This is a genomic window from Arthrobacter sp. B3I4 (genome assembly GCF_030816855.1).
In the GTDB taxonomy this organism is placed as follows: Bacteria; Actinomycetota; Actinomycetes; order Actinomycetales; family Micrococcaceae; genus Arthrobacter.
Genome location: NZ_JAUSYK010000001.1, coordinates 2295103 through 2320245, shown reverse-complemented (window position 1 = coordinate 2320245; position 25143 = coordinate 2295103). Strand labels below are relative to the sequence as shown.

General features: G+C 65.1%; 22 protein-coding genes. 10 read left to right on the top strand and 12 right to left on the bottom strand.

Annotated features, from left to right (window positions below; all coding sequences use genetic code 11):
* Positions 1 to 92: 92 nt before the first annotated feature.
* From QFZ61_RS11080 to QFZ61_RS11065, 4 genes are all read left to right on the top strand, one after another.
* A complete protein-coding gene (locus QFZ61_RS11080; protein WP_307038136.1) occupies positions 93 to 1148 on the top strand; it encodes a DNA polymerase IV in 1056 nt (351 codons plus the stop codon).
* A 189-nt stretch (positions 1149 to 1337) separates the two neighbouring features.
* A complete protein-coding gene (locus QFZ61_RS11075; RefSeq protein ID WP_307035977.1) occupies positions 1338 to 2312 on the top strand; it encodes an aldo/keto reductase in 975 nt (324 codons plus the stop codon).
* A 97-nt stretch (positions 2313 to 2409) separates the two neighbouring features.
* Positions 2410 to 3651 carry a 23S rRNA (adenine(2503)-C(2))-methyltransferase RlmN gene (gene rlmN, locus QFZ61_RS11070; protein WP_307035974.1) on the top strand — a complete coding sequence of 414 codons (1242 nt, stop codon included), beginning with the start codon at positions 2410 to 2412 and terminating at the stop codon, positions 3649 to 3651.
* 115 nt (positions 3652 to 3766) lie between these two features.
* Positions 3767 to 4174 (top strand): four-helix bundle copper-binding protein, encoded by a 408-nt coding sequence (locus tag QFZ61_RS11065; protein ID WP_307035972.1) that lies wholly within the window; start codon positions 3767 to 3769, stop codon positions 4172 to 4174.
* 800 nt (positions 4175 to 4974) lie between these two features.
* Here QFZ61_RS11065 and QFZ61_RS11060 read toward each other — a convergent pair.
* Positions 4975 to 5730: an EAL domain-containing protein gene (locus QFZ61_RS11060; protein ID WP_307035970.1), complete on the bottom strand. Its 756-nt coding sequence runs from the start codon at positions 5728 to 5730 to the stop codon at positions 4975 to 4977.
* Positions 5731 to 5927: 197 nt separating this feature from the next.
* Positions 5928 to 6884, bottom strand: coding sequence for an NAD(P)/FAD-dependent oxidoreductase (locus tag QFZ61_RS11055; RefSeq protein WP_307035968.1), 957 nt, complete (start codon positions 6882 to 6884; stop codon positions 5928 to 5930).
* Between the two features lie 121 nt (positions 6885 to 7005).
* Between QFZ61_RS11055 and QFZ61_RS11050 the strand changes: the two genes are divergently transcribed.
* The 4 genes from QFZ61_RS11050 (at position 7006) to QFZ61_RS11035 (ending at position 11083) form a co-directional block, all read left to right on the top strand.
* The gene (locus QFZ61_RS11050) at positions 7006 to 8070 is read left to right on the top strand and encodes a spore photoproduct lyase family protein (RefSeq protein WP_307035966.1); all 1065 of its coding nucleotides are present in this window, start codon (positions 7006 to 7008) and stop codon (positions 8068 to 8070) included.
* Positions 8071 to 8159: 89 nt separating this feature from the next.
* Positions 8160 to 9233 carry a hypothetical protein gene (locus QFZ61_RS11045; protein ID WP_307035964.1) on the top strand — a complete coding sequence of 358 codons (1074 nt, stop codon included), beginning with the start codon at positions 8160 to 8162 and terminating at the stop codon, positions 9231 to 9233.
* A gap of 3 nt (positions 9234 to 9236) precedes the next feature.
* Positions 9237 to 9986 (top strand): DUF4386 domain-containing protein, encoded by a 750-nt coding sequence (locus QFZ61_RS11040; protein ID WP_307035962.1) that lies wholly within the window; start codon positions 9237 to 9239, stop codon positions 9984 to 9986.
* 62 nt (positions 9987 to 10048) lie between these two features.
* Positions 10049 to 11083, top strand: coding sequence for an AAA family ATPase (locus QFZ61_RS11035; RefSeq protein WP_307035960.1), 1035 nt, complete (start codon positions 10049 to 10051; stop codon positions 11081 to 11083).
* 832 nt (positions 11084 to 11915) lie between these two features.
* Here QFZ61_RS11035 and nrdF read toward each other — a convergent pair.
* The 9 genes from nrdF to QFZ61_RS10990 all read right to left on the bottom strand — a co-directional run bounded on the left by nrdF (position 11916) and on the right by QFZ61_RS10990 (position 21873).
* Positions 11916 to 12890 carry a class 1b ribonucleoside-diphosphate reductase subunit beta gene (nrdF, locus tag QFZ61_RS11030; protein ID WP_307035958.1) on the bottom strand — a complete coding sequence of 325 codons (975 nt, stop codon included), beginning with the start codon at positions 12888 to 12890 and terminating at the stop codon, positions 11916 to 11918.
* Positions 12887 to 13681 (bottom strand): NUMOD3 domain-containing DNA-binding protein, encoded by a 795-nt coding sequence (locus QFZ61_RS11025; protein ID WP_307035956.1) that lies wholly within the window; start codon positions 13679 to 13681, stop codon positions 12887 to 12889. Before QFZ61_RS11025 ends, nrdF begins: the two co-directional genes overlap by 4 nt.
* 36 nt (positions 13682 to 13717) lie before the next feature.
* On the bottom strand, positions 13718 to 15838 hold the full coding sequence (gene nrdE / locus QFZ61_RS11020; protein ID WP_307038134.1) for a class 1b ribonucleoside-diphosphate reductase subunit alpha: 2121 nt from the start codon (positions 15836 to 15838) through the stop codon (positions 13718 to 13720).
* A gap of 38 nt (positions 15839 to 15876) precedes the next feature.
* Positions 15877 to 16365, bottom strand: coding sequence for a class Ib ribonucleoside-diphosphate reductase assembly flavoprotein NrdI (nrdI, locus tag QFZ61_RS11015; RefSeq protein ID WP_307035954.1), 489 nt, complete (start codon positions 16363 to 16365; stop codon positions 15877 to 15879).
* A 42-nt stretch (positions 16366 to 16407) separates the two neighbouring features.
* On the bottom strand, positions 16408 to 16653 hold the full coding sequence (gene nrdH / locus QFZ61_RS11010; RefSeq protein ID WP_018773329.1) for a glutaredoxin-like protein NrdH: 246 nt from the start codon (positions 16651 to 16653) through the stop codon (positions 16408 to 16410).
* Positions 16654 to 17094: 441 nt separating this feature from the next.
* A complete protein-coding gene (locus QFZ61_RS11005; protein ID WP_307035949.1) occupies positions 17095 to 18324 on the bottom strand; it encodes a cyclopropane-fatty-acyl-phospholipid synthase family protein in 1230 nt (409 codons plus the stop codon).
* Positions 18321 to 19715: a cyclopropane-fatty-acyl-phospholipid synthase family protein gene (locus tag QFZ61_RS11000; protein ID WP_307035947.1), complete on the bottom strand. Its 1395-nt coding sequence runs from the start codon at positions 19713 to 19715 to the stop codon at positions 18321 to 18323. The genes QFZ61_RS11005 and QFZ61_RS11000 overlap by 4 nt, the downstream gene beginning before the upstream one ends.
* A complete protein-coding gene (locus QFZ61_RS10995; RefSeq protein ID WP_307035945.1) occupies positions 19712 to 20443 on the bottom strand; it encodes a DUF1365 domain-containing protein in 732 nt (243 codons plus the stop codon). The genes QFZ61_RS11000 and QFZ61_RS10995 overlap by 4 nt, the downstream gene beginning before the upstream one ends.
* A complete protein-coding gene (locus QFZ61_RS10990) occupies positions 20440 to 21873 on the bottom strand; it encodes an NAD(P)/FAD-dependent oxidoreductase (protein WP_307035943.1) in 1434 nt (477 codons plus the stop codon). The genes QFZ61_RS10995 and QFZ61_RS10990 overlap by 4 nt, the downstream gene beginning before the upstream one ends.
* A gap of 172 nt (positions 21874 to 22045) precedes the next feature.
* Between QFZ61_RS10990 and QFZ61_RS10985 the strand changes: the two genes are divergently transcribed.
* Positions 22046 to 22966, top strand: coding sequence for a LysR family transcriptional regulator (locus tag QFZ61_RS10985; RefSeq protein ID WP_307038132.1), 921 nt, complete (start codon positions 22046 to 22048; stop codon positions 22964 to 22966).
* Positions 22967 to 23002: 36 nt separating this feature from the next.
* On the opposite strand, the gene QFZ61_RS10980 is transcribed toward QFZ61_RS10985, so the two are convergent.
* Positions 23003 to 24430 (bottom strand): aldehyde dehydrogenase family protein, encoded by a 1428-nt coding sequence (locus tag QFZ61_RS10980; protein ID WP_307035941.1) that lies wholly within the window; start codon positions 24428 to 24430, stop codon positions 23003 to 23005.
* 98 nt (positions 24431 to 24528) lie between these two features.
* Here QFZ61_RS10980 and QFZ61_RS10975 point away from each other — a divergent pair, with 98 nt between their 5' ends.
* Positions 24529 to 25035 (top strand): DUF2004 domain-containing protein, encoded by a 507-nt coding sequence (locus QFZ61_RS10975; protein ID WP_307035939.1) that lies wholly within the window; start codon positions 24529 to 24531, stop codon positions 25033 to 25035.
* Positions 25036 to 25143 lie beyond the last annotated feature (108 nt).

The following is a 25143-nucleotide window of genomic DNA, read 5'->3' as shown; positions in this document are numbered from 1 at the left end:
ATCGTCCTCCCATTTCGCCGCGGCGTCGACACCAGAACCGTGCCTGCCAAGAATGTTTAGGGCAGACTGGGGGCGTGAGCGGAACTCCGTGGGTGCTGCATGTCGACCTCGACCAGTTCATCGCCGCCGTCGAAGTACTCCGGCGGCCCGAACTCGCGGGCAAGCCGATCATTGTCGGTGGCCGCGGCGATCCCACGGAACGGGCTGTGGTGTCCACCGCCTCCTACGAAGCCAGGGCGTTCGGCGTCGGCTCCGGCATGCCGTTACGCGTTGCGGCCCGGAAAGTGCCCGACGCCGTGATCCTGCCCGTCGACCACGAGGCCTACCTCGCGGCGTCGGAAACTGTGATGGCCACCCTGCGGGCGCAGCCCGACGCCACCGTGCAGGTGCTGGGCTGGGACGAAGCCTTTGTCGGCATCGAGTCAGAAGACCCGGAAGCCTACGCCAGGCAGGTGCAGGCCGCCGTCCTGGAAAAGACGCAGTTGCACTGCAGCGTGGGCATCGGCGATACCTTGGTGCGGGCAAAGGTAGCCACGGGTTTCGGCAAGCCGGCCGGAGTCTTCCGGCTCACCGCCGGGAACTGGCTCGAGGTCATGGGCGGTCGGCCGACCCGGGAACTGTGGGGCGTCGGGACGAAAATATCGGGGCGGCTGGCCAAGCTCGGGCTCATGACCGTCGCCGACCTCGCCGCCACCGACCCCCAGGAGCTGGTTCCGGAGTTCGGCCCCAGGATGGGCCCCTGGTACGCGGAGCTCGGACGCGGGGAGGGCACCAGGGTTGTTGACGACACCCCGTGGGTTGCCCGCGGCCACAGCCGGGAGACAACCTTCCAGCAGGACCTCACCGAACCCGCCCAGGTGGACGACGCCGTGCGGGAGCTCGCAGCGCGGGTTCTGGAGGATGTCGTAGCCGAAGGGCGGCCTGTCATTGGACTCACCTTGAAGGTTCGCTACGCGCCGTTTGTCACCAAGACGCACGCCCGGAAGATCCCGGAGACGTTCGACCGGAACGAAGTCCAGGCCCGGTCTTTGGACCTTGCAGCCGAAATCGAGGCAGGCCGTCCCATCCGGCTCCTCGGCCTCCGTGCCGAAATGCCCATGCCCGAGGATGCGCGAAAGGGACATACGCCAACCCGCGGCGGCTGGTGACGACGTCGTCCCCCTCACCTTCCTTGACGACATGCTTTGCCGCCTTGCTTCGCCGCCCACTTTCGACGACCTGCTTCGGCGCCGCCGGGACACCCCGTCTGCGCCCCGGAACACCGTCCTTCGCATAACGTTGTCGGCAAGGGCCGCAGCCTGGCCCGCGACAGTGGCTGTTTTGACGGAGGACGAAACGTGGAATACATCAAGCTCGGCAACACAGGAATGGACATCTCACCGCTGGCACTGGGGTGCATGACGTACGGAGACCCGGAGCGGGGCCCGCATCCGTGGACCCTGCCGGAGGAGGAGAGCCGGCCGCTGATCCGTCAGGCCATAGAAGCAGGCATCAACTTCTTCGACACCGCCAACGTCTACTCCAACGGCTCCAGCGAGGAAATCGTGGGCCGGGCGCTCGCCGAATTCACCCGGCGGGACGAGACCATCATCGCCACCAAGGTGCACGGCGCCATGCGGCAGGGCCCGAACGGGCGGGGCCTCTCGCGCAAGGCCATCTTCGCGGAACTCGACGCCAGCCTGACCCGGCTGGGGACGGACTACGTGGATCTCTACCAGATACACCGGTGGGACCCCGCCACCCCGATCGAAGAGACGCTCGAAGCCCTCCACGACGTCGTCAAAGCCGGCAAGGTCCGTTACATCGGCGCTTCCTCGATGGCTGCCTGGCAGTTCAGCAAAGCGCTCTACCTGCAAACGCTCAACGGCTGGACCCGTTTCGTCACGATGCAGGACCACTACAACCTGGTCTACCGGGAGGAGGAACGCGAGATGTTCCCCTTGTGCGCGGACCAGAAGATCGGCGTGCTGCCCTGGAGCCCGCTCGCCCGCGGGAAGCTCACCCGGGACTGGGACGAGAAAACCAACCGTTCTGAGAAGGACGAGTTCGGCAAGACGCTCTACACCACCGAAGAAAGCGACCGGGCAGTCGCCGACGCCGTGCGCGTCATCGCCGAACGCCGCGGCGTGCCCCGCGCCCAGGTGGCGCTGGCCTGGGTCCGCTCCAACAACGTGGTCAGCGCGCCGATTGTCGGGGCGAGCAAGCCGGCCCATCTCGAGGACGCCGTCGCCTCGCTTGACCTGACCCTCACCCCTGAGGAAAAGGCAGAACTGGAAAGCCCCTACGTCCCGCACGCGGTCGCGGGGTACTGAGGCCGCACGCAGAGGCACCTCGACGGCGTGCGGGCGGGAGCATGATCATAGGGCACCGATTCCCCCAAGTGAAAACCGGCATGGGATGATGGGAGGGATGACTTCCCCCACCCCTTCCTCCGATGCTCCCGTCCGCGCCCGCCGAAAGAGCGACGACGCCGCCGAGACCGCCCGCCCGCAGATCCGCCCGACAGCCGAGGGCTGGGAGCAGGCGCGTACGGTCGAGGGCCGGCCCGTGCTCCAGTTCGCTTCCCCGCGGGTCAAGCAGCCGCCGGCGCATCTGGCCGACCTCACCCTGGCCGAGCGCGCCGCGAAGCTCAAAGAGCTTGGCGTCCCTGCCTTCCGGGCCAAGCAGCTCTCCACGCATTACTTCCAGCACTGGACCACGGACCCGGAAGCCATGAGCGACCTGCCCAAGGCCGGCCGTGAGGAACTCGTCTCCCAGATGTTCCCCCCGCTGCTCACCGAGGTCCGCCGCCTCCGCACCGACAACGGGGACACCATCAAGTTCCTCTGGCGGCTTTTCGACGGCGCGCTGGTCGAGTCAGTACTCATGCGCTACCCCGGCCGGATCACCCTGTGCGTTTCCTCGCAGGCCGGCTGCGGGATGAACTGCCCCTTCTGCGCAACCGGTCAGGCCGGGCTGACCCGCAACATGTCCACCGCGGAGATCGTCGACCAGGTCGTCGCCGCGAACCGCGCGATCGCCGCCGGCGAGCTGGGCCCGAAGGAGCACGACGACGAACGGGTCACCAATATCGTCTTCATGGGCATGGGTGAGCCGCTGGCCAACTACAAGCGCGTGATGGGCGCCCTCCACCGCTTCATTGACCCCTCGCCCGAGGGCCTAGGTATGTCCGCCCGGAACATCACGGTCTCCACCGTCGGCCTCGTCCCGGCCATCCGCAAGCTTGCGGACGAGAACCTGCCGGTCACCTTCGCGCTGTCCCTGCACGCGCCCGACGACGAACTCCGCGACGAGCTCATCCCGGTGAACAACCGTTGGAAGGTCGACGAGGCGATCGATGCCGCCTACGAGTACTACCGCAAGACCGGCCGCCGGGTCAGCATCGAGTACGCGCTGATCAAGGACATGAATGATCACGCGTGGCGCGCAGACCTGCTGGCGAAAAAGCTGAACCAGCGCGGCCGCGGCTGGGTGCATGTGAACCCGATCCCGCTGAACCCGACCCCGGGATCCATCTGGACCGCCTCGGAGAAGCCGGTGGCGCAGGAGTTCATCGAGCGGCTCCGTGCCGCGGGCGTGCCCTGCACCCTGCGCGACACCCGGGGCAAGGAGATCGACGGCGCCTGCGGCCAGCTCGCGGCCGCGGACTAAGACCTGCGGCTTAAGCACACCGCCTCCCGGCTTTCCCACCTGAATTAGTAAGGCTACTGTTTATTACAGCCGGGTCATCTCCCGTAGCCAAATTCAGAGAAGAAGGAGCAAGTCGATGAGCCATATCACCTCCATGCTTGAGACCTACCCGAAGGATTTGGGCGGCGTGGACCGAGAGAAGCTTGCAGCCTGCATTGCGGCCTGCTTCGAGTGCGCGCAGACCTGCACAGCGTGCGCCGATGCATGCCTGAGCGAGGACATGGTCGCCGATCTGACCAAGTGCATCCGGACCAATCTGGATTGCGCGGACATCTGCGCCGCGACCGGCAAGGTGTTGTCGCGGCACACCGGGTATGACGCGAACCTCACCCGCGCTGTCCTCGAGGCCTGCCGCACCGCGTGCAAGGCGTGCGCCGATGAGTGCGGCCAGCATGCAAGCATGCACGAGCACTGCCGTGTCTGCGCCGAGGCGTGCCGGCGCTGCGAGCAGGCGTGCGCTGATCTCCTGGCGTCGATGGGCTGAGCCCGCCGAAAACAGGAGCGGAAGCAGGCCTACGTCGGGCTTCCGCCCTTCGGCCAGCGCTTTCTGTCGAGGGCCAGCACGGCGCCATGGGGTACGTTTACCGCTTCCCGGCTCATGCCGCGGTACTCCTCCACAAAATATCCTGCACATTAGTTGCTTTGCTGTGCCCGCTTGCCCACCATGAAAGAGTGGGAATCAAGGGCAGGTCGTGCCGGTTTGGCTTCGCCGCGTGCCTCATGGTTTCCCTGAGCGGAACCGCCGCATGCGCTTACGAGTCGCTTGAGCCGGTGCACACCTTCACAGAGAAAGCGGAGACGCCGCAGCCCTCAACACCAGGTCCATCATCTGGTCCGTCATCGGGGGCAGGGTTGCCGCCTCCGTATGTCGATCCCGTGGTTTTAGAGCGCGAGGTCAGAAATTACCGTGCACTGGACAGGCTTCTAAAGGCGATACCGGGACCGGTCCTCCTTTTTGATGAGGGGCCATTGGACGGTCCGGTCCGGGGCTTTGGCGCCACTGCGGAGGTACCCGTTGCCGGGCAGTACACCGTCACGGCGGCCTGCGTTGGTGCTGCCAGCGCGAAGGTGTCGGTCGGGCAGGAGCACCCGGGCGCCCCCTTTCAGCCGGTTGAGCTGGCCCTGTCCTGTCGGGGGGCCACCACCCACGTCGTCCTGTCACTTCAGCAGGGCTATGTTTTCGCGCATCTGGTGCTAGCCGGCCCGGGCGATACGCCATGGACGGGCGCAGTGGGCGGCGTCCGTGTGACCGGTTGAGCCGTGGTTGCCGCGCGGGTCCGAAAACTAAACGCCCAGCGGCACCGGTGACGCTACCTGCGGCAGCTGCTCGAATGCCGGCTTCGCAAACCAATACCCCTGGAACAGTCGGATGCCGGCGGCCTTCAGAACCAAGAATTCCGCCTCGGTCTCGATCCCTTCTGCGAGTACCGTGATGTCCAGCTCCCTGGCGATACCGACAATGCCAGCAACGACGGCCTCGCGGGCCGGGCTGGTATCAATGCCCCGGATGAGCTTCATGTCGATCTTGATCAAGTCCGGCTGGAACTCGACCAGAAGCCCCAGCCCCGCATGACCGGCACCAAAGTCGTCGATGGCGGTGGTGAAACCATGCTTGCGGTACTCGGTGATGATGTTCGTAAGGTGGGTCGTGTCCGAGACCTCTTCGTTTTCCGTGAACTCGAACATAATTGCCGACGTCGGGAAGCTGCAGCGCGCGGCTGCGAGCAGCGTGGCGCGAAGACAGGCTGCCGGTTCGTAAACAGCGTTCGGCATGAAGTTGATCGACAGCTTCAACTCCTCCCCAACAGGGAACAAGCGCGAAGCCAGTTCAATTGCCTTGACACGGCAGTCTTGGTCGAAGCGGTACTTCTGCTCCGGCGAGATCTTTGACAGGACCTCATAAGCGCCCTCGCCCGACCGGCCTCTGACCAGCGCCTCATAACCCCATACCCGGCCGACAGCGGCGTCGTAAATCGGCTGGAAGGCCATGCTGAAATCGATGTCGAGCTTTGACGATGCCGTGCAGCCGCTGCATGTCATGTGGTTTCCTCTCGCTGGTTACGTCTCACATGTGGCCCGACGCGGGCCGCGGAGACCTCGGCCAAGTGAAAGTCAACGCTCACATATTGTTGCTATTTCCAGCTGTCATGGCGGGTCACCGCGCCGTCGAAGTTCAAAATCCAAGCAGCAGGGCGCTGCCAGCAGCCGCCGGGGAGCATCCCGGACGTAAGCGCCGGTCAGGAAGGTGCCTGCTGCCTTGCAGCGGCGACCGCCCTTCGAACGTCTTCTGCCACTAGGTCCGCATTGATTGCTGAGGCGGCTTTGACGCCGGCTGCAGCCGCCGTGGCCACCTGGGCAGTCGGGTCTGTGACGTTCCCTGCCGCCCATACTCCTGAGACGGCCGTTTGTCCGTCCGCATCGGTCTTGAGGTACTGCGCAGTTGCGCTGCCCGCTGCCTCGTCCTGCAGCCCCAACGAACGGATAAGCGGTGACCGGGTCTTTGCCCGGGGGCTGACGTGAAGAGCCTCGCAGGGAACGAAGTCCCCGGAGTGCAGGACTATTCCGGCCAGGGCGTCCTTCAGGATTTGCAGCGACTTTACTTCGCCTTCCACGACCTCCACTGACCGCGCGTCGAGCTGTTCAAGTTCCTCGGCAGTTGGCGCCGGCAGGGTGTGCTGGAACAGGGTCACGTTATCGCTCCACTGCCGCAGCAGCAGCGCTTCCTGGACAGCTGTCGGTTCGGTGGCAAGGACCCCGATTGCCTGGTGCCGGATTTCCCACCCGTGACAGTACGGGCAGTGCATTACGTCCCGACCCCAGCGCTCCTCGACACCGGGAACTTCGGGAAGCTCGTCCTCGAAACCGGAGGCGATAAGCAACCGCCGTGAGGCGATCGTCCGGCCGTCTTCTAGGAGCACGGTAAAGCCGTCCGGCCCGCCGCTGGCCGAAACGGCCTTTCCCGTGGTGATCTCACCGCCATAGGCCAGGACCTCCTCACGGCCAGCCGCCAGGAGGTCAGCGGGTGCCGTTCCTTCCCGGGAGAGGAAGCCATGGACACCAGCCGAGCGGCCGTTCCGCGGAGCTCCTGCATCAACGACCAGCACGGACCGCAGGGATCGGCAGAGGGCCACCGCGGCGCTAAGCCCCGCCGCTCCCCCGCCGACGATCACGACGTCATACGTGGTTTGCTGCATTCTTGCCTGCCTCATAGTCTGCGATATCACTTTGCGGTAAGTTCACTAGTTAGCAAGCATACTTACCATTACTGGCAAAGGTGTGCCCTAGCTGCATCTCCGGCCCTGAAGGAATAAGCCCATGGAATTCAACCGCCTGTTGCAGATCCAGCGCATCTACGCGCAGGCTGCCGCACTGGAGCTTCCCCGAGGCCGGGAAATCGTCGACCGCTGGCCGAAAGCCGACGTCGTCCTTGTCGATAGCCATTGGAACATCCCGGAACTGCACGGGGATGAAACGAACGTGCCGCGCTGGTCCCGGATCAAGACCGAGGCCCTGGTCCTCGGGGTCAAGAAAGCCCTGACGGTCAAGCCGAACGGCAGGTCGGCAGACTTTATCGCTCCCTCCACCGCGAACGGGTGTGCCATGGCGTGCGCCTACTGCTACGTGCCCCGGCATAAGGGGTACAGCAACCCGGTCACCGTGTTCGCGAACATCGACCAGATTGCCCGGGCGCTCGAGCGGCACGCCACCCGCCAGGGCATCAAGCTGGAGCCCAACCAGTGCGACCCGCAGCTCTGGGTGTACGACATCGGCGAGAACAGTGACTGCTCCGTCGACGCCCTGATCAGCGACAACGTGGAAGATCTGGTCACGCTCTTCCGCGACCTGCCCACAGCGAAGTTGTCCTTTGCCACCAAATACGTGAACCCCGCCATGCTCGGCTGGGACCACGGCGGCCACACCAGGATCCGGTTCTCGCTGATGCCTGCGGCCCTGGCTAAGTCGATCGACGTCCGGACCTCCCCGGTAGCTGAACGGATGGCTGCCATCAACGACTTCGTCGACGCCGGGTACGAGGTGCACGTCAACTTCTCCCCCGTCGTCATCACGGGCACCTGGCTCAGCGACTGGGAGCAGCTGCTCCGTCAGCTCGATGCCACCCTGACGGCCGCCGCGAAGGCCCAGCTCGCGGCAGAAGTCATCTTCCTGACCCACAATGAGCGCCTCCACGAGGTCAATCTGGGCTGGCATCCCCAGGCGGAGAACGTGCTTTGGCGTCCGGACCTCCAGGAGTCGAAGGTGTCCTCCAACGGCTTCACCAACGTCCGGTACCGGTCAGGAGCCAAGGCCGGCTACGTGCAGCAGCTGACGGACCTCATTGCCGAGATCACGCCCTACTGCCGGATCCGCTACGCATTCTGAGGCACCGCTGTTGATCGCATGCCTGCTTGACCGCCCCGCAGCAGCGATTACCTCTCGTCCTGAAAGGCGGCGAGATCTACTGTGGACCCATGGACGCCGCAGCAGCTAATGCTTTTGCTATTTCGCCGGTATCGGTTCACCGCCCCACCACGGTCGCCGAAGACTTCGTAACCCTCGCAGCCGGGGTTTGGCTCCTTACCGGGACCTACGTGGACGGCTGGGCGCACAACAATCTCCATGACCTCGAGACGTTCTTCACGCCGTGGCATGCGCTGTTGTACTCCGGCTTCGCGGTCTGCGCCCTCTGGATCGCCGCTCTGACCTGGCGCCGGCACGTCCCGGGCGCGCGGTGGACGGAAGCGGTCCCGGCCGGCTACGGGGCCGCGGCAGTCGGGGTCGTGCTTTTCCTCGGCTCCGGGGTGGCCGACTTCGCCTGGCATTCCGTGTTCGGTATTGAGCAGAGCCTCAAGGCGCTGTTCAGCCCGTCCCATTTGGGGCTCGCGGCGGGCGGTCTCCTCATCCTCAGCGCGCCGTTTTCCGCGGCGTTGCGCACGCCCGCCAGGTCACGGCGGGAACTGGTACCCGCCGTCGTGAGTGCCTTGCTCTCCGGGATGGTCGCGGCGTTCATCCTGCAGGAGTTCGCGGTCTTCGCTCGCCATGGGCTCGTGCAGACGTACGTTGGCGCGGCCGGCGGCCAGCCCGGCGTGACGGTCCCGACGTCGTCGAGCATCTTGGTCGCCTTGGGATCCTTCTTCGTCTCCACGGTGGTGCTCTTCGTGCCGGTCCTCTTGCTGTCGCTACGGTGGCGGCTGCACCCCATAGTGCCGGCAGCTCTCGTGTTGGTCCCCTCACTGGGGATGCAGCTCATGGTGGCGATGCGAGACGCCTGGCTCGTGCCGGCCGCCATCGTGGGTTCCGTGCTTGTAGGTGTGGTGTGGGCGGTGGCGCGCCCCGCTCCGGACCGCCCCGGAAGGCTCCTGACCGCAGTGGCCCTCTCTCCCGTTGTGTTCTGGGCGGCCTACTTCGCGGGTGTGGCGCTCCACGACGGGGCGCTCAGCTTCTCCCCCGAATTTTGGGGCGGGACGCTCGTGTGGACCGGGATCGAGATGCTCGGGCTGGCACTGCTCGCACTAAAGGGCGGCGCTACGGTGGGGGCTCGCTAGGCTATGGCCAGCCGCACGAACCATCCCATGGAAAGAGTGACATTGGAGTCAACCAGGAAGACCGCGCTCACTGCGGGAGTGTTCTACCTCGTTACTTTCGCGAGCTCCATTCCTGCAGTTTTCCTTTTGGAGCCCGTGTTGAATCATGCGGACTACGTGGTCAGCGCCGGCAACGACACAAGCGTGGTCTGGGGATGCCTTCTTGATTTGATCAACGCCTTCGCCTGCGTGGGCACCGCAGTGGCCCTGTTCCCGGTGGTCAAGCGGCAGAACGAGAGCGTGGCGCTTGGCTTTGTCACCGCGCGGTTGTTCGAAGCCGCCGTCATCGCTATCGGCGTTGTTAGCCTGTTGGCGGTGGTGTCGCTGAGGCAGAGCGGAACCGCCGGAGCGGATCCGGGGTCACTATTCAGTGCCGGCCAGGCACTTGTGGCCGTCCGGAATGCTACGTTCCTGGTGGGACCTGGGACTATCCCGGCCGTCAACGCGTTGCTGCTGGGTTACCTTCTGTTCCGATCCCGGCTCGTACCGCGGGTTATCCCCATCCTGGGACTGATCGGGGCCCCACTGCTGCTTCTGTCGGCGATCCTCAGCATGTTCGGCCTGAACAACCAGGTTTCCGTCCTGTCCGCGGTGGCGACCCTGCCCATCTTCCTTTGGGAACTGTCCCTCGGGCTATACCTGACGTTCAAGGGGTTTAAGCCCTCCCCTATCCTTTCCGAAGCCGCTGCACACCGGGTGGGCCAGGCAGTCTAGTCAGCGCCAATTCAGCTCGGGGCGGGACGCCGCGGTCGGGAATTGAGTACTACAGTGGATGCATGGCTGCCAGCCGCAATCCGCTCGACGACCTGCGTGAAACCATCGGCCATCTCGCCGATCAGTTCAAGCTGCCCGGGTCCGAGCGCGTTGACGAGCTGGTCGGCGATCTCATCGGTCCGAGGCCCGGGCCGGCCCGGCCGCTGTCCGAGGTGCAGGCCGAACTCGACGCGCTGGTCGGACTAGAGACCGTGAAGGAACAGGTGCGGGCCCTCGTCGCATTGCTCCAGGTCCAGGCCCGCCGTAAGGCGCACGGCCTGCCGGAGGTGGCCACATCACAGCATCTGGTGTTCCTCGGAAATCCGGGCACGGGCAAGACCACCGTGGCGCGGCTCCTGGCCGAGATGTACCGCGCGGTCGGTCTGCTGCAGAAAGGCCATCTGGTCGAGGTCGACCGTTCGGGGCTGGTGGGGCAGTACGTCGGCGCGACCGCCATCAAGACGGACAGAGTGATTCGGCGTGCGCTGGACGGCGTCCTGTTCATCGACGAGGCCTACGCGCTGGCCCCGGAGGACGGCCGGATGGACTTCGGCCCCGAGGCGATCGAGGTCCTGCTTAAGCGGATGGAGGACCACCGCCACCGCCTGGTCGTGATCGTGGCCGGGTACCCGCAGCTGATGGAGTCCTTCCTGCTCTCGAACCCCGGACTGCGCTCCCGTTTCGCCCGCGAGATAACGTTCCCCGACTACTCCGTCGACGCACTCCAGACGATCTTCCACCAGATGCTGGCCCAGCACGAGTACACGCTGGAGCCGGGTGGGGACCAGATGTTGCGCCGCATCCTCGCCGGGCTCCACGCGGGCGAGGACTCCGGCAACGCGCGGTTCGCCCGCACGCTGTTCGAGCAGGCGCTCAACCGCCAGGCCCTGCGGCTGTCGCTCGACGAGGAACAAAGTCTGGACGCGCTCGATCGTGAGGCCGTCATGACGCTCACCACGGACGACATCGTCGAGGCCGCGCTGGCTTTGGGCGAGGAGCCGGAGCCGGAAGCGACGCCGGAACCGGGGCAGTCACGCTGGTGGCGCTGGCTGGGCTGACCGGATCCGCGGCGCTCCAGGCGGGGCTCGTCCCGAGCCCCGAGCGGAAAGAGCACAACTACCCCGATCGACTAGCGTGCCCGATGCCTGTACTCCGAAAAGACCGCTGAACCCAACTCCCACTGACTATGTCAACCTCATTCAGGGCCACTAAGACGGCCTGATCCAGGTCCACGCACGATGCTACTGACCGTGAATAGTCCTCGTTGTTTGCGAAAGTATTGGGTTCAGTTATTGCCCCAAGCGACAAACGTAGTCGATGATCATCCTGTGCTCGCTCCCGAGCGCCCACGCAGGAGGTAGCTCGATGACCTATTGGCCCTTGATACCGCTGTTTGCAGGCTTGCTCATTCTTGGAGGCAGCATGCTCTACGCACGTTCCAAACGGTCATCCGATGGCCAGCCTTTCCGAGGACGGACCACGGTGGCGATCTTTACCGTGATTTCGATCGGCCTGCTTCTTTACGCCTTGATAGGCGCCCTTACGACGTCCTCCGCATAGTGGCCGCGGTCGTCACGCTCATTAGAAAGTCCCAACCTCCGTCAAAGCTGTTTCCGCTCTACGCATCAGCTGCACCCGATGATCGGTAACCCATCAAGCACGTACCGAAGCTGACCGACGACAGAGTTTCTGAACAAGCACCATCTAGTTGGCAGCCCGGATGGCAACTAGATGGTGCTCGTTTATCGAAGTCAAGGGGACTCTGGGTCAATCTGCTCTGAATCTGGCTCCTGGTGGTACCGCCAACTAGGCCAGTTTTTCGCCAACGATCCAGGACTCGTTCGCCAACTAGTTCTCAAATCGCCAACTAGCTTCCGATCTCACAACAACCTAGAAGTCCCAGTCGTCATCCTCGGTATTAACAGCCTTGCCAATCACGTAACTCGAACCCGACCCGGAGAAGAAGTCGTGGTTCTCGTCCGCGTTCGGCGACAGGGCCGAGAGGATGGCAGGGTTCACATCGGTGACGGATGCCGGGAACATGGCCTCGTAGCCCAGGTTCATCAGGGCCTTGTTGGCGTTGTAATGCAGGAACTTCTTGACGTCCTCGGCCAGGCCGACGCCGTCGTACAGGTCGTGCGTGTACTGGACCTCGTTTTCGTACAGCTCGAAGAGCAGCTCGAAGGTGTAGTCCTTGATCTCCTGCCGGCGCTCCTCGGAAACGGTCTCCAGGGCGCGCTGGAACTTGTAGCCGATGTAGTAGCCGTGCACGGCCTCGTCGCGGATGATCAGGCGGATCAGGTCGGCCGTGTTCGTCAGCTTGGCCCGCGAGGACCAGTACATCGGCAGGTAGAAGCCGGAGTAGAACAGGAAGCTCTCCAGCAGCGTTGAGGCAACCTTGCGCTTCAGCGGGTCGTCGCCCTGGTAGTAGTCCATGACGATCTGGGCCTTCTTCTGAAGGTTCTCGTTCTCGGTGGACCAGCGGAACGCCTCGTCGATCTCCTTGGTGGAGGCCAGGGTGGAGAAGATGGACGAGTAGCTCTTGGCGTGCACCGACTCCATGAACGCGATATTCGTGTAGACGGCCTCTTCATGCGGGGTGAGCGCGTCCGGGATCAGCGAGACGGCGCCGACGGTGCCCTGGATGGTGTCCAGCAGGGTCAGGCCGGTGAAGACGCGCATGGTGAGCTGCTGCTCAGCCGGGGTCAGCGTGTTCCACGACTGGACGTCGTTGGACAGCGGCACCTTCTCCGGCAGCCAGAAGTTGTTGACCAGGCGGTTCCAGACGTCAACGTCCTTGTCGTCCTGGATGCGGTTCCAGTTGATGGCCTGAACGTGGGTGAGAAGCTTCACTTTTTCTGTCATGACTCCGACTCGCTTTCTGAAGAGAGACTTGGTTTGGCCGAGTCCTCGACGCAATAGTTGCAGTCGGCTTTCTCGATGCCTTTATTTGTATGGTGCCTGGTGTGTGCACTGCGCTGGCTGATGGGCTTCGGCTTGCCCTTCTGAGCCGCGGATATTTTCGCACGGGTCTCAGCGCTTAGCTTCTTACCGAAGTTGGGATTCCCCGTGCCCTTCCTGGCTTCCGAAAGAGCCTTCCGGGATTCCTCGCTCATTTTGTGGCCAAAGCTCGGGTGGTCCGCCCCGAACTTGCCGAAGTTCGGATTGTGAGCGCCGGAGTTCGTTCCCTTGCGAGTAACTTCCCACTTCTTGCGCTGCTCGTCACTGTGCTTTCCACCGTAGAAAGGATTTGCAGCGCCGGGTCGGCTCAACCCCTTCCGCCCGGTGTTCCGGATTCGCGCGGCCTCCCGCATCTCCTCGGTCCACACCACCCCGGTCGGTCCCATGCCACCTTCCGACAGGTTCAGTAGCCGATCCCCCTCGCGACGCAGATAGCTGATCCAATCCATCTCGGCCTGGCCCAGCTCCTGCAACCCCTCAACCCAGTCCAGCTCGTCCGCGATGAGATCCGAGGGATTCTGTTTCCGGACCCAGTCGTAGAACGGCGTCTTGCGCCCCTCTGCAGCAACGCGGAGGTGCTGACGGAAACGACGACTGGCCGTCTTGGTCGTGATACCAACGTAGCGGTACTCAACCTCCCGCCGAAGCCGGATGCCGTAGACCAAACCGCCCGTCGCCGTCGTCGTCTCCATCATCTCATCCCTTACTGAAAGTCAACCTTTTCCGGTTGATTACAACATGCATGAGACGCAGTTTTCCACCTCAGTCCCTTCCAGCGCGAGCTGGCGGAGACGGATGTAGTAGATCGTCTTGATGCCCTTCTTCCAGGCGTAGATCTGGGCCTTGTTGATGTCACGCGTGGTGGCGGTGTCCTTGAAGAACAGCGTCAGGGACAGGCCCTGGTCCACGTGCTGCGTGGCCGCGGCGTACGTGTCGATGACCTTCTCGTAGCCGATCTCGTACGCGTCCTGGTAGTACTCCAGGTTGTCGTTCGTCAGGTACGGCGCCGGGTAGTACACGCGGCCCAGCTTGCCTTCCTTGCGGATCTCAATCTTGGACGCCACCGGGTGGATCGAGGACGTGGAGTTGTTGATGTAGGAGATCGAGCCGGTCGGCGGGACGGCCTGCAGGTTCTGGTTGTAGATGCCGTGCTCCATGACGGAAGCCTTCAGCTCGCGCCAGTCATCCTGGGTGGGGATGTGGATGTTCTGGAACAGCTCGGCAACCTTCGCCGTCTGCGGGACCCACTCCCGGTTGGTGTACTTGTCGAAGAACTCACCTGTTGCATACTTGGACTTCTCGAAGCCGCCGAAGGTCTGGCCGGTCTGGATGGCCAGCAGATTGGAGGCCCGGACCGCGTGGAACACCACCGAGTAGAAGTAGATGTTCGTGAAGTCGATGCCCTCTTCGGAGCCGTAGTGCACCCGCTCGCGGGCCAGGTAGCCGTGCAGGTTCATCTGGCCCAGGCCGATTGCGTGGCTCTGGTCATTGCCGCGGGCAATCGAGGGCACCGAGGTGATGTTGGACATGTCCGACACCGCCGAGAGCGCACGGATGGCCGTCTCGATGGTCAGGCCGAAGTCCGGCGAGTCCATGGCCTTGGCGATGTTCAGCGAACCCAGGTTGCAGGAGATGTCCTTGCCGGTCTGGTCGTAGGACAGGTCATCGTGGTACGTCGTGGGCTGGCTGACCTGGAGGATCTCCGAGCACAGGTTGGACATGATGATCTTGCCGTCGATCGGGTTTTCCCGGTTCACGGTGTCCTCGAACATGATGTACGGGTAGCCGGATTCGAACTGGATCTCGGCGAGGGTCTGGAAGAACTCGCGGGCCTTGATCTTGGTCTTCTTGATCCGGGAATCGTCCACCATCTCGTAGTACTTCTCGGTGACCGAGACGTCGGAGAACGGCATGCCGTAGACCTTTTCGACGTCGTACGGCGAGAACAGGTACATGTCCTCGTCCTTCTTGGCCAGCTCGAAGGTGATGTCCGGGATCACGACGCCGAGCGAGAGGGTCTTGATGCGGATCTTCTCGTCCGCGTTCTCGCGCTTGGTGTCCAGGAAGCGGTAGATGTCCGGGTGGTGCGCGTGCAGGTACACCGCTCCGGCACCCTGGCGGGCACCAAGCTGGTTGGCGTAGGAGAAGCTGTCCTCGAGGAGCTTCATCACGGGGATGACGCCGGAGGACTGGTTCTCGATCTGCTTGATCGGCGCGCCGACCTCGCGGATGTTGGTCAGCGCGAAGGCCACGCCGCCGCCGCGCTTGGACAGCTGCAGCGCGGAGTTGATGGACCGGCCGATCGATTCCATGTTGTCTTCGATGCGGAGCAGGAAGCAGGAGACCAGCTCGCCGCGCTGCTTCTTGCCGGCGTTCAGGAACGTCGGGGTCGCAGGCTGGAAGCGGCCTTCGATGATCTCATCGACCATCTGGGTGGCCAGCTTCTCGTCGCCGCGGGCCAGGTGCAGGGCCACCATGCAGACGCGGTCCTCGTAGCGCTCCAGGAAGCGCTTGCCGTCGAACGTCTTCAGCGTGTACGAGGTGTAGAACTTGAACGCACCCAGGAAGGTCTCGAAGCGGAACTTCTTCTTGTACGCGCGGTTGTAGAGCTCGCGGATGAAGTTCATCGTGTACTGGTCGAGGGTTTCGCGCTCGTAGTACTCGTTCTTCACGAGGTAGTCGAGCTTTTCCTCAAGGTCGTGGAAGAACACGGTGTTGTTGTTCACGTGCTGAAGGAAGTACTGGTGCGCGGCCTCGCGGTCGGCCTCGAACTGGATCTCGCCGTTCGGGCCGTAGAGGTTCAGCATGGCGTTGAGCTCGTGGTAGCCCAGGCCCTGGTAGGCGGCCGGCATCGCCGGCTTCTCGCCGGGCACCGTGTGCTTCTCGGCGCTTACTTCTGTTCTTGCGACAGTCGTGTCCAAAATTCTTCCAATCCTTGTTGTACTCGGCCAACGTCTTCCGGCGTCCCCATGAGTTCAAATCGATATAGGTGCGGGACCTTGCACTTCACGGCCACGATGTCGCCGGCCATGCAGTAGTTGTCCCCAAAGTTCGTGTTGCCCGCCCCGATCACTCCACGGAGCTGTTGCCGGTTCCTCGGATCGTTCAGAAAGCGGATGACCTGCTTCGGAACGGATCCCTCTCCCCCGGTCCCTCCGTACGTGGGAAGCACCAGCACGTACGGTTCGGTTGCCAGCAGCGCCGGTTCCCTCGCGAGGAGGGGAATGCGGGCGGCGTCGACACCGAGCTTCTGCACGAAGCGTTTGGTGTTCTCGGAGGTGGAGGAAAAGTAGATGAGGTGGCTGCTGGTGGTCCGGATCGTGGCTGAGTCCACAGTGTCCGTTGCCAGCGGCGGTCCGGCGGTTGCCGGTGCAGCCATGGGAGTCACCTCATCCGACGTGGTGGTGCCGTGTGCCGGCTTTCAGGCGACCGCGACGGCGGCAGCCTGCGCCAGTTCTTCGATCTTGTCCGGGCGGAAGCCCGACCAGTGGTCCTGGTCCGTAACGACGACCGGAGCCTGCATGTAGCCCAGGGACTTGAGGCGCTCGAGGGCCTCGGCATCCTGGGAGATGTCGACGCTCTGGTAGGCGATGCCCTTCTTGTCGAGAGCGCGGTAGGTAGCGTTGCACTGCACGCAAGCCGGCTTCGTGTAAACCGTAACGGTCATGTCCTGGTCCCCTTTGTTGAAGTCTGTGGTTCGTGTCCGGTGGGGCCGACTCGGAACAGGAATCCTTATCCGTTACTGGCCTCGCCTTGCGGTCTACAACCGCTCCGCTCGAACTGTATGTCGATACTACATGTAGTGCAAGAGCCCCGCGTGGACCCCAAGATGATGTATTACAAGTATGTCATTTAACCCACCTTTAATCCACAAGCAAGGGCCTTCAAAATGTCCGGATTCCAGCCGTTTTCGCGGACGAAATCCACACCCTGTGGAGTAGTTAGCCACAATTAACCGCCCCGCGTGTCGCGCCGGAGACGGCGTGTCGGGGTTCTACGCAGCTGGGGTCCGAAGTGGGCGGACACACTACATGTGGTGGGCGAGAGCACAGAGAAGGCGGGCACCTTCCGGTACCCGCCTTCTGTGCCGTTATTTATGCCCCGCCGGCTACTCCGGCCGGCTGCAGAGGATCTGGTCCACTCCCATCCGACCCTCGGCGAAACTTCTTAGCGCGCCGACAAGGTACAGCCGCCACACCCGGGCAATCTCCTTGCCCATCATCTCGACGGCGTCGTCGTGGTTCTGCTCGAAGCGGGCGAACCAGGCCTCAAGGGTGCGGACGTAGTCGCGGCGCATCCCCTGCACACCCTCGATCTCCAGGCCCGCGGCCTCCAGGAACTCCAGCGTCTCCCCGACCGGGCGCATGTGCATGTCCGGGGCGATGAAGGATTCAATGAACGGGCCGCCGCCGGGGTGCTTGCCGTGCCGGGACATCTGCTGCACCAGCACGCGGCCGCCGGGGACCACGTTGGAGCACAGCGCGGCGGCGTACACCGGGTAGTTCCGCTGCCCGACGTGCTCGCCCATCTCGATCGAGGCGACGGCGTCGAACGGGCCGTCGGGGATCTCGCGGTAGTCCTGCACCCGGATCTCGACGTGCCCCTCGAGCCCGCGTTCCTTAATCCGCGCGTCGATGAACGCTTTCTGCTCCACGGAGAGCGTGACGCCGACGACGTCGACGCCGTAGTACTGCGCCGCGTGCAGGCTCAGCGAACCCCAGCCGCAGCCGACGTCGAGCAGCCGCATCCCGGGCTTGAGCCCGATCTTGCGGCAGACCAGATCGAGTTTGTCCCGCTGGGCGTCCTCCAGCCCGTAGCCTTCGGACGAGTCCGTCCAGTATCCGCTGGAGTAGGCCATCTGCGGATCAAGGATCAGCGAGTAGAAGTCATTGCTGAGGTCATAGTGGTGGCTGATGGCGGCGCGGTCGCGGATCAGGCTGTGCAGCCGGCCCTTCACCTGGGCCTGGCTGGCCGGCGGCGCCGGCGGGGCGCCGAGGGCTCCGGCGGCCTTCGCGATCCGGGCCACGCCGGCGACCACCGCAGGGGTGGGGCGGATGCCGGACAGGCCGCGGTCCCGGACCACCTTCCACAGGTGCTCGAGCGCGGAGTTGAGGTCGCCGTCGACGTCCAGCTCCCCGGTGACGTAAGCCTGCGCCGCGCCCAGCTCCCCCGGCGCCCAGAGCAGCCGGCGGATAGCGTTCGGCGAAGTGAGCCGGACCACCGGAGCCCCGGCCGGTCCGGCCTCGCTGCCGTCCCACACAACCAGCCGGACCGGCAGGTCCCCGCCCACCACCGGGCGCAGGACCTCGGCGATGGTGCTTGCCAGCGCGCCGGTCATGCTGCGGCTCGCTTCGAGGCAACCTTGTCCAGCACGATCTGCTGCACGTTCAGGTAGCCGGTCTCGAAGCCGGCGCGGGAGTAGCACAGGTAGAACAGCCACATCCGCTGGAAGACCTCGTCGAAGCCTAGGGCGCGGACCTCTTCGCCACGGGCCATGAAGCGTTCCTCCCAGAGCCGCAGGGTCTGGGCGTAGTGCTCGCCCATGGCGAGGCGTTCCCGGACCCGGAGGCCGGTCTGCTTCTCGGTGATCTCCTCGATCGCCCGGACCGACGGGATGACACCGCCGGGGAAGATGTATTTGTGCACCCAGGTGTAGCTGGTCCGGGTGGCGATCAGCCGGTCGTGGCCGATGGTGATGGCCTGGATCGCGACTTTCCCGCCGGGGGCCAGCACCCGTTCGATGGTCTGGAAGTAGGTGGCCCAATATTCGTAGCCGACCGCCTCGATCATCTCCACGGACACGACGGCGTCGTACTCGCCTTCCACCGCCCGGTAGTCCTTGAGCTCAATGGTGACCGCGTCGGTGTAGCCGGCGTCGGCGACGCGTTTGCGGGCCAGTTCCTGCTGCTCGCTGGACAGGGTCACCGAGTAAACCGTCGCGCCGCGGGCCGCGGCGCGGAGGGCGAGTTCGCCCCAGCCGGTGCCGATTTCCAGCACCCGGGTGCCGGCCGTGACGCCTGCCTTGTCCAGCAGCCGGTCGATCTTCGCCTGCTGTGCCGCGGCCAGGCCGTCCCAGGCGACCTGCCGCAGCGCGTCACCGCTTTCCGGAAAGAGCGCACTGGAGTACGTCATGGTGCTGTCCAGGAACGTGGCGAAGAGCTCGTTGGACAGGTCATAGTGCCGGGAGATGTTCGAGCGGGTGTTCTGCTCGGTGTTGCGCTCGGTGCGCGGCGTGCGCGGCAGGTAGAGGCCGCGCAGCTTCTGCAGTGGCTCGGGAACAAGGTTGCCGACCCGGGCGGCGAAGACTTCCATCACGGCGGTCAGGTCATCGGCGTCCCAGTCGCCGGCCATATACGACTCGCCCAGGCCGATGAGTCCGCTGTCGCCAAGCCGGGCGGCGAAGACCTCGGGACGGTTCATCGTCATGACCGGGTACCGGCCGCCCGACGCCGGCTGGCCGGATGCGCCCTTACCCAGGACGGTGCCGTCCGGGAAGCGGACCTCCAGCGGGAGGCTGCGCACGGCGGCACGGAAGATCATGTCCGCGACCCGGCCGGCCAGCCGGGCCTTCAGGCTTGAGGGCACGGCGGCGATGCTGGGCCAGACTGCGGCATCAATGACGGCCGGTGGCTGCGGAACGGTGTAGGGCACGGCCGGCGTCGTGGTTTCCGTCGCCAGGAATCGTTCTGGGGAACCGGTCGGGGATCCGGTCGCTTCGGTCATGGTCACTGGACTGCCTCCTGTGAGGGGTGGTGTGGTCTTTTGATAACGGGCAGCCGGCGCGCCCAAAGCTTGATTCCCTGCCAGCGGATCTGCACTGCGACCCGCAGCGGCGCCAGCGGGACGGCGAGCGCCGCTGCCAGGACGTTCGGTACGGTGGCTTCGCTGCGGACGCCGTCCATCGTGGCGACGAAAGGCTTTTGGCCGTCGCGTTCCAGCACGATGGAGACGGCGAGACGTTCGGCCGGCTCGGGCAGCTTCATCCGGTACCGGCCATCGACGTCGTTGAACGGCGAGACGTAAAACGCTTTGGGCACGGTGGCCCGGCCCGCCGCGTCGGTCTCAAGCAGGTAGCAGTGCCGTTCGCCGTAGGTGTTGTGGACTTCAGCGACCACGCAGCGCAGTGCCCCGTCGGCGTCGTGGCACCAGAACAGGCTGAGCGGGTTGAAGACGTGGCCGAAGACGCGCGCGCCGGCCAGCATGGTGATCCGGCCGCCGTCGAGCGTGATCCCCTGCGTGGCCAGGTAGGCTTCAACGTTGCCGCGCAGCGTCCCGGCCGGATCGCCGAGATGGTCCGCGGCGGAGAACCCGGCCAGCGGGGCAAGCCAGCGCGGCAGCCTGGGCAGGCTATCGACGTCGACGTACCAGCTGTAACTGCGGTAGGTGAAGGTGTTGCGCAGCGGCGTCTGCCGCACGTGGCCTATCGAGGTCCGGTAGATCGCTGTGTTGCTGCTCATGCGCCCTCCAGGGCGGCCGCCCGCGGTGCGGCATCCTGCAGTCCGGCGTCCTGCAGTTCAGGAATGCCGGCCGGTTCCCACTCGCGTCCCAGCCTGGCGGCGGCGCGGACTCCGGAGAGGGCGCCGTCCTCGTGGAAGCCCCACCCGTGGTAGGCGCCGGCGAAGGCCAGCCGGCCGTCGCCGAGGCCCAGGATCTGCTGCTGGGCGCGCAGTGAATCGGGGGTGTACTGCGGGTGTTCGTAGACCATCTGCTCCAGCACCGTGCCGTCCCCGATCAGTTCGGATTCGCCGAGACTGACAATGTAGCGCTTGCCGTCGGCCGGTTCCAGCCGCTGCAGCCGGGTCATGTCGTAGCTGACCAGCACCCGGTCGGGGCGGGCGTCGCAGGACGGCAGCCGGTAGTTCCAGGAGGCTTTGGCGTTGTCGCTGGCCGGCAGCACCGCGTCGTCGCGGTGGAAGACGGTGTGGTTGACCGAGTACGGCATGCCGGCCAGCGCCTCGCGCTCGGCCGGGGAGGCATCGCCCAGCATCCGCAGTGCCTGCGCCGGGTGTGTGGCGATGACGACGGCGTCGAAGTTCTCCGTCGTCTCCGTGCCGGCAACTGCACCGCCGGCACGTACACCACCGGCCGCCCTCTGCGTGGTGATCTCCACCCCGCCGGAGTGGCGGCGGACGCGGACGACCGGGCTGGAGAGCCGGACGTCCGGCAGCGTCGCGGCTACTTTGTCCACGTAGCTGCGAGAGCCGCCGGTGACGGTGCGCCACTGCGGGGAGCCTTTCACGCCAAGGAGCCCGTGGTGGCCAAGGAAGGTAAAGAGGTACCGGGCCGGATACGCCAGAGCCGTGGTGGGGTCGCAGGACCAGACGGCACTCACCACCGGGGTCATGAAGTGGACGATGAAGTAGCTGCTGAACTTTTCCCGGTCCAGGAACTCGCCGAGGGTCAGCTCGGGTGCAGGCGCACTGGCCCCGGCTGCCTCCGCCTCCGCGAGCAGGGCGCGGGCCCGACGGTAGAAGCGGGTGACCTCCAGCAGCATCAGCAGGTAGCGGCCGCGCAACAGGGTGGACGGCCGCGGGATGATGCCGCGAGCGCCGGCCCGGGCGCCGGCGTATTCCAGCCCGCAGCCGTCGCAGCGGATGGACATGCTCATCTCCGAGTCCTGGGTCTGGACCCCGAGGTCCCGGAAGAGCCGCAGCAGGGTGGGGTAGGTCCGTTCGTTGTGCACGATGAACCCGGTGTCGATGCCCAGCACGGACCCGTCGGCCTGGCCGACGTCGTGGGTGTGGGCGTGGCCGCCCAGCCGGGCGTCGGCCTCGAACACCGTCACCTCATCCCGCCGGTTCAGGACGTAGGCCGCGGTCAGGCCGGCCACTCCGCTTCCAATCACGGCAACCCGCCGTCCGTCCGGGATGCTTGCTGCTTGCTGCACTGGTCTGCTCCTGTTGCTTCGCCGGAATCGTCCTGAAAGATCTTGCTAAGGGCGATTCGTAACCGTTGGCCAGCCGGATGAGTCTGATTTCCCCGCAGCTGCTTGAGGACCAATGTGCCAGAATGAAGCGGGATTCCGCTCCCGCCGCACCGCAACCACCGAAGGGCCGACCGTGATCAACCCCGTGCACCTCCGAACGCTGGTTGAAGTGGTCCGGTTGGGCTCGTTTGCGGCGGCCGCCACCCGGCTGGGTTACACGGCATCGGCAGTCTCCCAGCAGATGTCTGCCCTGGAGCGGGACACCGGCGTGGGCCTGTTCCAGCGCTCAGCCCGCAGCATCCACCCCACCGAAGCCGCCGTCGTCATGACCCGGCACGCGGCCAAGGTGCTCACCGACATCGATGCGCTGATGGCGGCGGCGGCCCGCACCGAGAACAGCGCCAGCCAGGAACTCCGGCTGGGGATCTTCCCGTCCCTGGCGACCTACGTGCTTCCCCGGATCCTGCAGAACCCGGCGTGGAAGAAGCTGGGTATCGAGCTGCGGGTGTCAGTGGCCGAACCCGGCCAGACCATTCAGGGGCTGCGCGCCGGTGGGGAGCTCGACGTGGCGCTGGTCTACCAGGTGGGCCAATCCGGTCTGGCATGGCCGCACACCATAAACCGGCAGTGGATTGGCGACGACGACTTCCGGGTGGTGCTGCCGGCGGGCTGGGGTATCGGACCGGGCTCCAAAGTGGCCCCCGACCACCTCTCGGACATGCCCTGGATCATGCACCACCCGGGCACCTCCGATGCGACGGTGATCGAACGGCTCTTCGCCAGCTGCAACCTGCACCCGCGGGTGGTCGCCAACAGCGATGACTTCCACGCCAGCCTCGAGATGGCGGCCGCCGGGCTGGGGGCGGCGCTGGTGCCGGAACTGGCGCTGCTGCACCAGCCCGACGGCGTCGTGGTCCTCGACGTCCCGGAAATCCGGCTGGCGCGAAACGTCTTCGCGCTGCTGCCCAAGGAAAAACAGACGGCCCAGGTCCAGCTGTTCGTGGAGCTGCTCTCGGACACACTGCACAAGCTCGGCACCACCCGCCGGCCCTGAACCCCGGGTGCCCCACTGGGCTGGCAACTGCCCGGACTACTGCCCGGTCTTCTTGCCGGTCTTCCTGCCGAGCCTCTTGCTGAGTTTTCCGGATGGCGAGACGAGGGTGCTGATGATCCGGTGCTTGACCTTGGTGTACGGCGGGAAAATCACCGCCAGGGTCTCCGGCCAGAGCGGCTTCGAGAGGGTGGAACGCTCGTGCGAGAACGTCTTCAGCGAGTACTCGCCGTGGTAATTGCCCATGCCGCTGTTGCCCACCCCGCCAAACGGCAGGCCGGGAACAGTCAGGTGTGCGGCCGGAACATCGAAGCACAGCGCGCCCGAGGAGGTCTGTTCGGCGAACGCCTGCCGGGTGTCGGCGTCGTCGCTGAAGACGTAGAGGGCCAGCGGCTTGTGCCCGGCGTTGATCGTCCGGATCGCCTCGTCCGCGCCGCTCACCGGGACCAGCGGCAGCAGCGGGCCGAAGATCTCCTCCGCCATCACCGCGTCGCCGGGAGCCGGGCGGAGCAACGTGGGGGCGAAGTGCCGGCTGGCGGCGTCACGCTCGCCGCCGTGCACCACGGTGCTGCTGTCCGCGAGCCCGGCGAGGCGCTGGAAGTGCCGGTCGTTGATGATCCGGCCGTAGGAATCACTGCGCGCCGAGTCCGGTCCGAACAGTGCGCGGATGGCCTTTACCAGTTCTTGCTCCAGCGGTGCCAGCACGTCCTCGGTGGCGAGGATGTAGTCCGGTGCCACACAGGTCTGTCCGGCGTTCATGAACCGGCCCCAGGCGAGCCGTTTGGCGGCCTTCGCCAGGTCCGTCGTCGCATCCACGTAGGCCGGTGACTTTCCGCCGAGCTCCAGGGTGACGGGGGTCAGGTGCTCGGCAGCGGCGCGCATCACCACCTTGGCTGCCACCTCCCCGCCGGTGAAGAAGATGTGGTCAAAGCGCTCCGCCAGCAGTGCCGACGTTTCGGGGATGCCGCCTTCGACGACGGAAGCGGCGCCGGGCAGGTACTCCGGGACCCAGCGGGCCAGGGCGGCCGAGGTCGCCGGGGCGTGCTCGCTGGGCTTCAGCACCACGGTGTTGCCTGCAGCAAGGGCTCCGGCCAGGGGTGCCAGCACCAGCTGCAGCGGATAGTTCCAGGGCCCGATGACCAGCACGACGCCCAGCGGGGTCAACTGGGTCCAGGCTTTCGCGGGCAGCACGGCGAGCGGCACGGACACCGGGCGCGGCCGCAGCCACGCTTCCAGGTGTTTCTCCAGGTGCAGGGCTTCCGCCGTGACAAAGCCGATCTCCGTCATCTGGGACTCGGTCTCATGCTTGCCGAGGTCACTGGCAAGCGCTGCGGCGAACTCGCTGCGCCGCTCGACCAGCATCCGCCGGAGGTTGCCGAGCTGCTCCAGCCGCCAAGCCAGCGGGCGGGTGGTTCCACTGTCAAAGACTTCTCGGGCGCGGGCAACGGTGTCGGCTACTGTCTGCATCCGAACAATCTACCGGTCCGCCGGCCTTTACCGGGGCCGGTATCGGGTAAATGGCCCCGATGCTGGAAAGGGCCCGTATTCAGGGCTATGTTGAAGACATGAGCAAGGTAGCGAGCCGGCATTTCGGAGAGATCGAGCTCAACCACGGGCGTGACCACAACTTCGCCGCCAAACACGAACTTGCCGGCCAGACGCTGGAGCTTGACCTTAACGTCAACGCCCACGACCACTTCGACGAGGCCGCCCTGCACAAGGTCGACTACCGGCTGCGGTTCCTGCCTGAAATCGTGGACCAGGTCCGGGAGATGATTGCCGAGGAGCTGGAGCAGGAGGGCAGCAGCCCGCAGGAATACCTCCGCTTCCACTGCAACGTCATCAAGCCCGAACACCTAAAGCAGATCTTCGGCGTCGACACCAAGTCCGAGCTCACCCACCAGGTCTTCCTGAAAGCGCTGAAGCTGGGCCACGTGGGGATCTTCCCGGGCCAGCCGGAGCGGTACTTCGTGCTCGACTTCACCCTGGGCGCGCACTTCACCGACGAGCTCCTCGTGGCCTCCGCGGACGAGGACGGCGTCGTGGACGACGAGATCCTCTGGGAATCCTGAACCGGCTGCTCCATAACGGTCCTCTTGAGGGGTCAAAAGGGCTTGGGCCCAGCAGTCGATGAGTGAATGCCCTCCCCACGCTTCGCGGTGCAGGTCTATCCTGAGGGC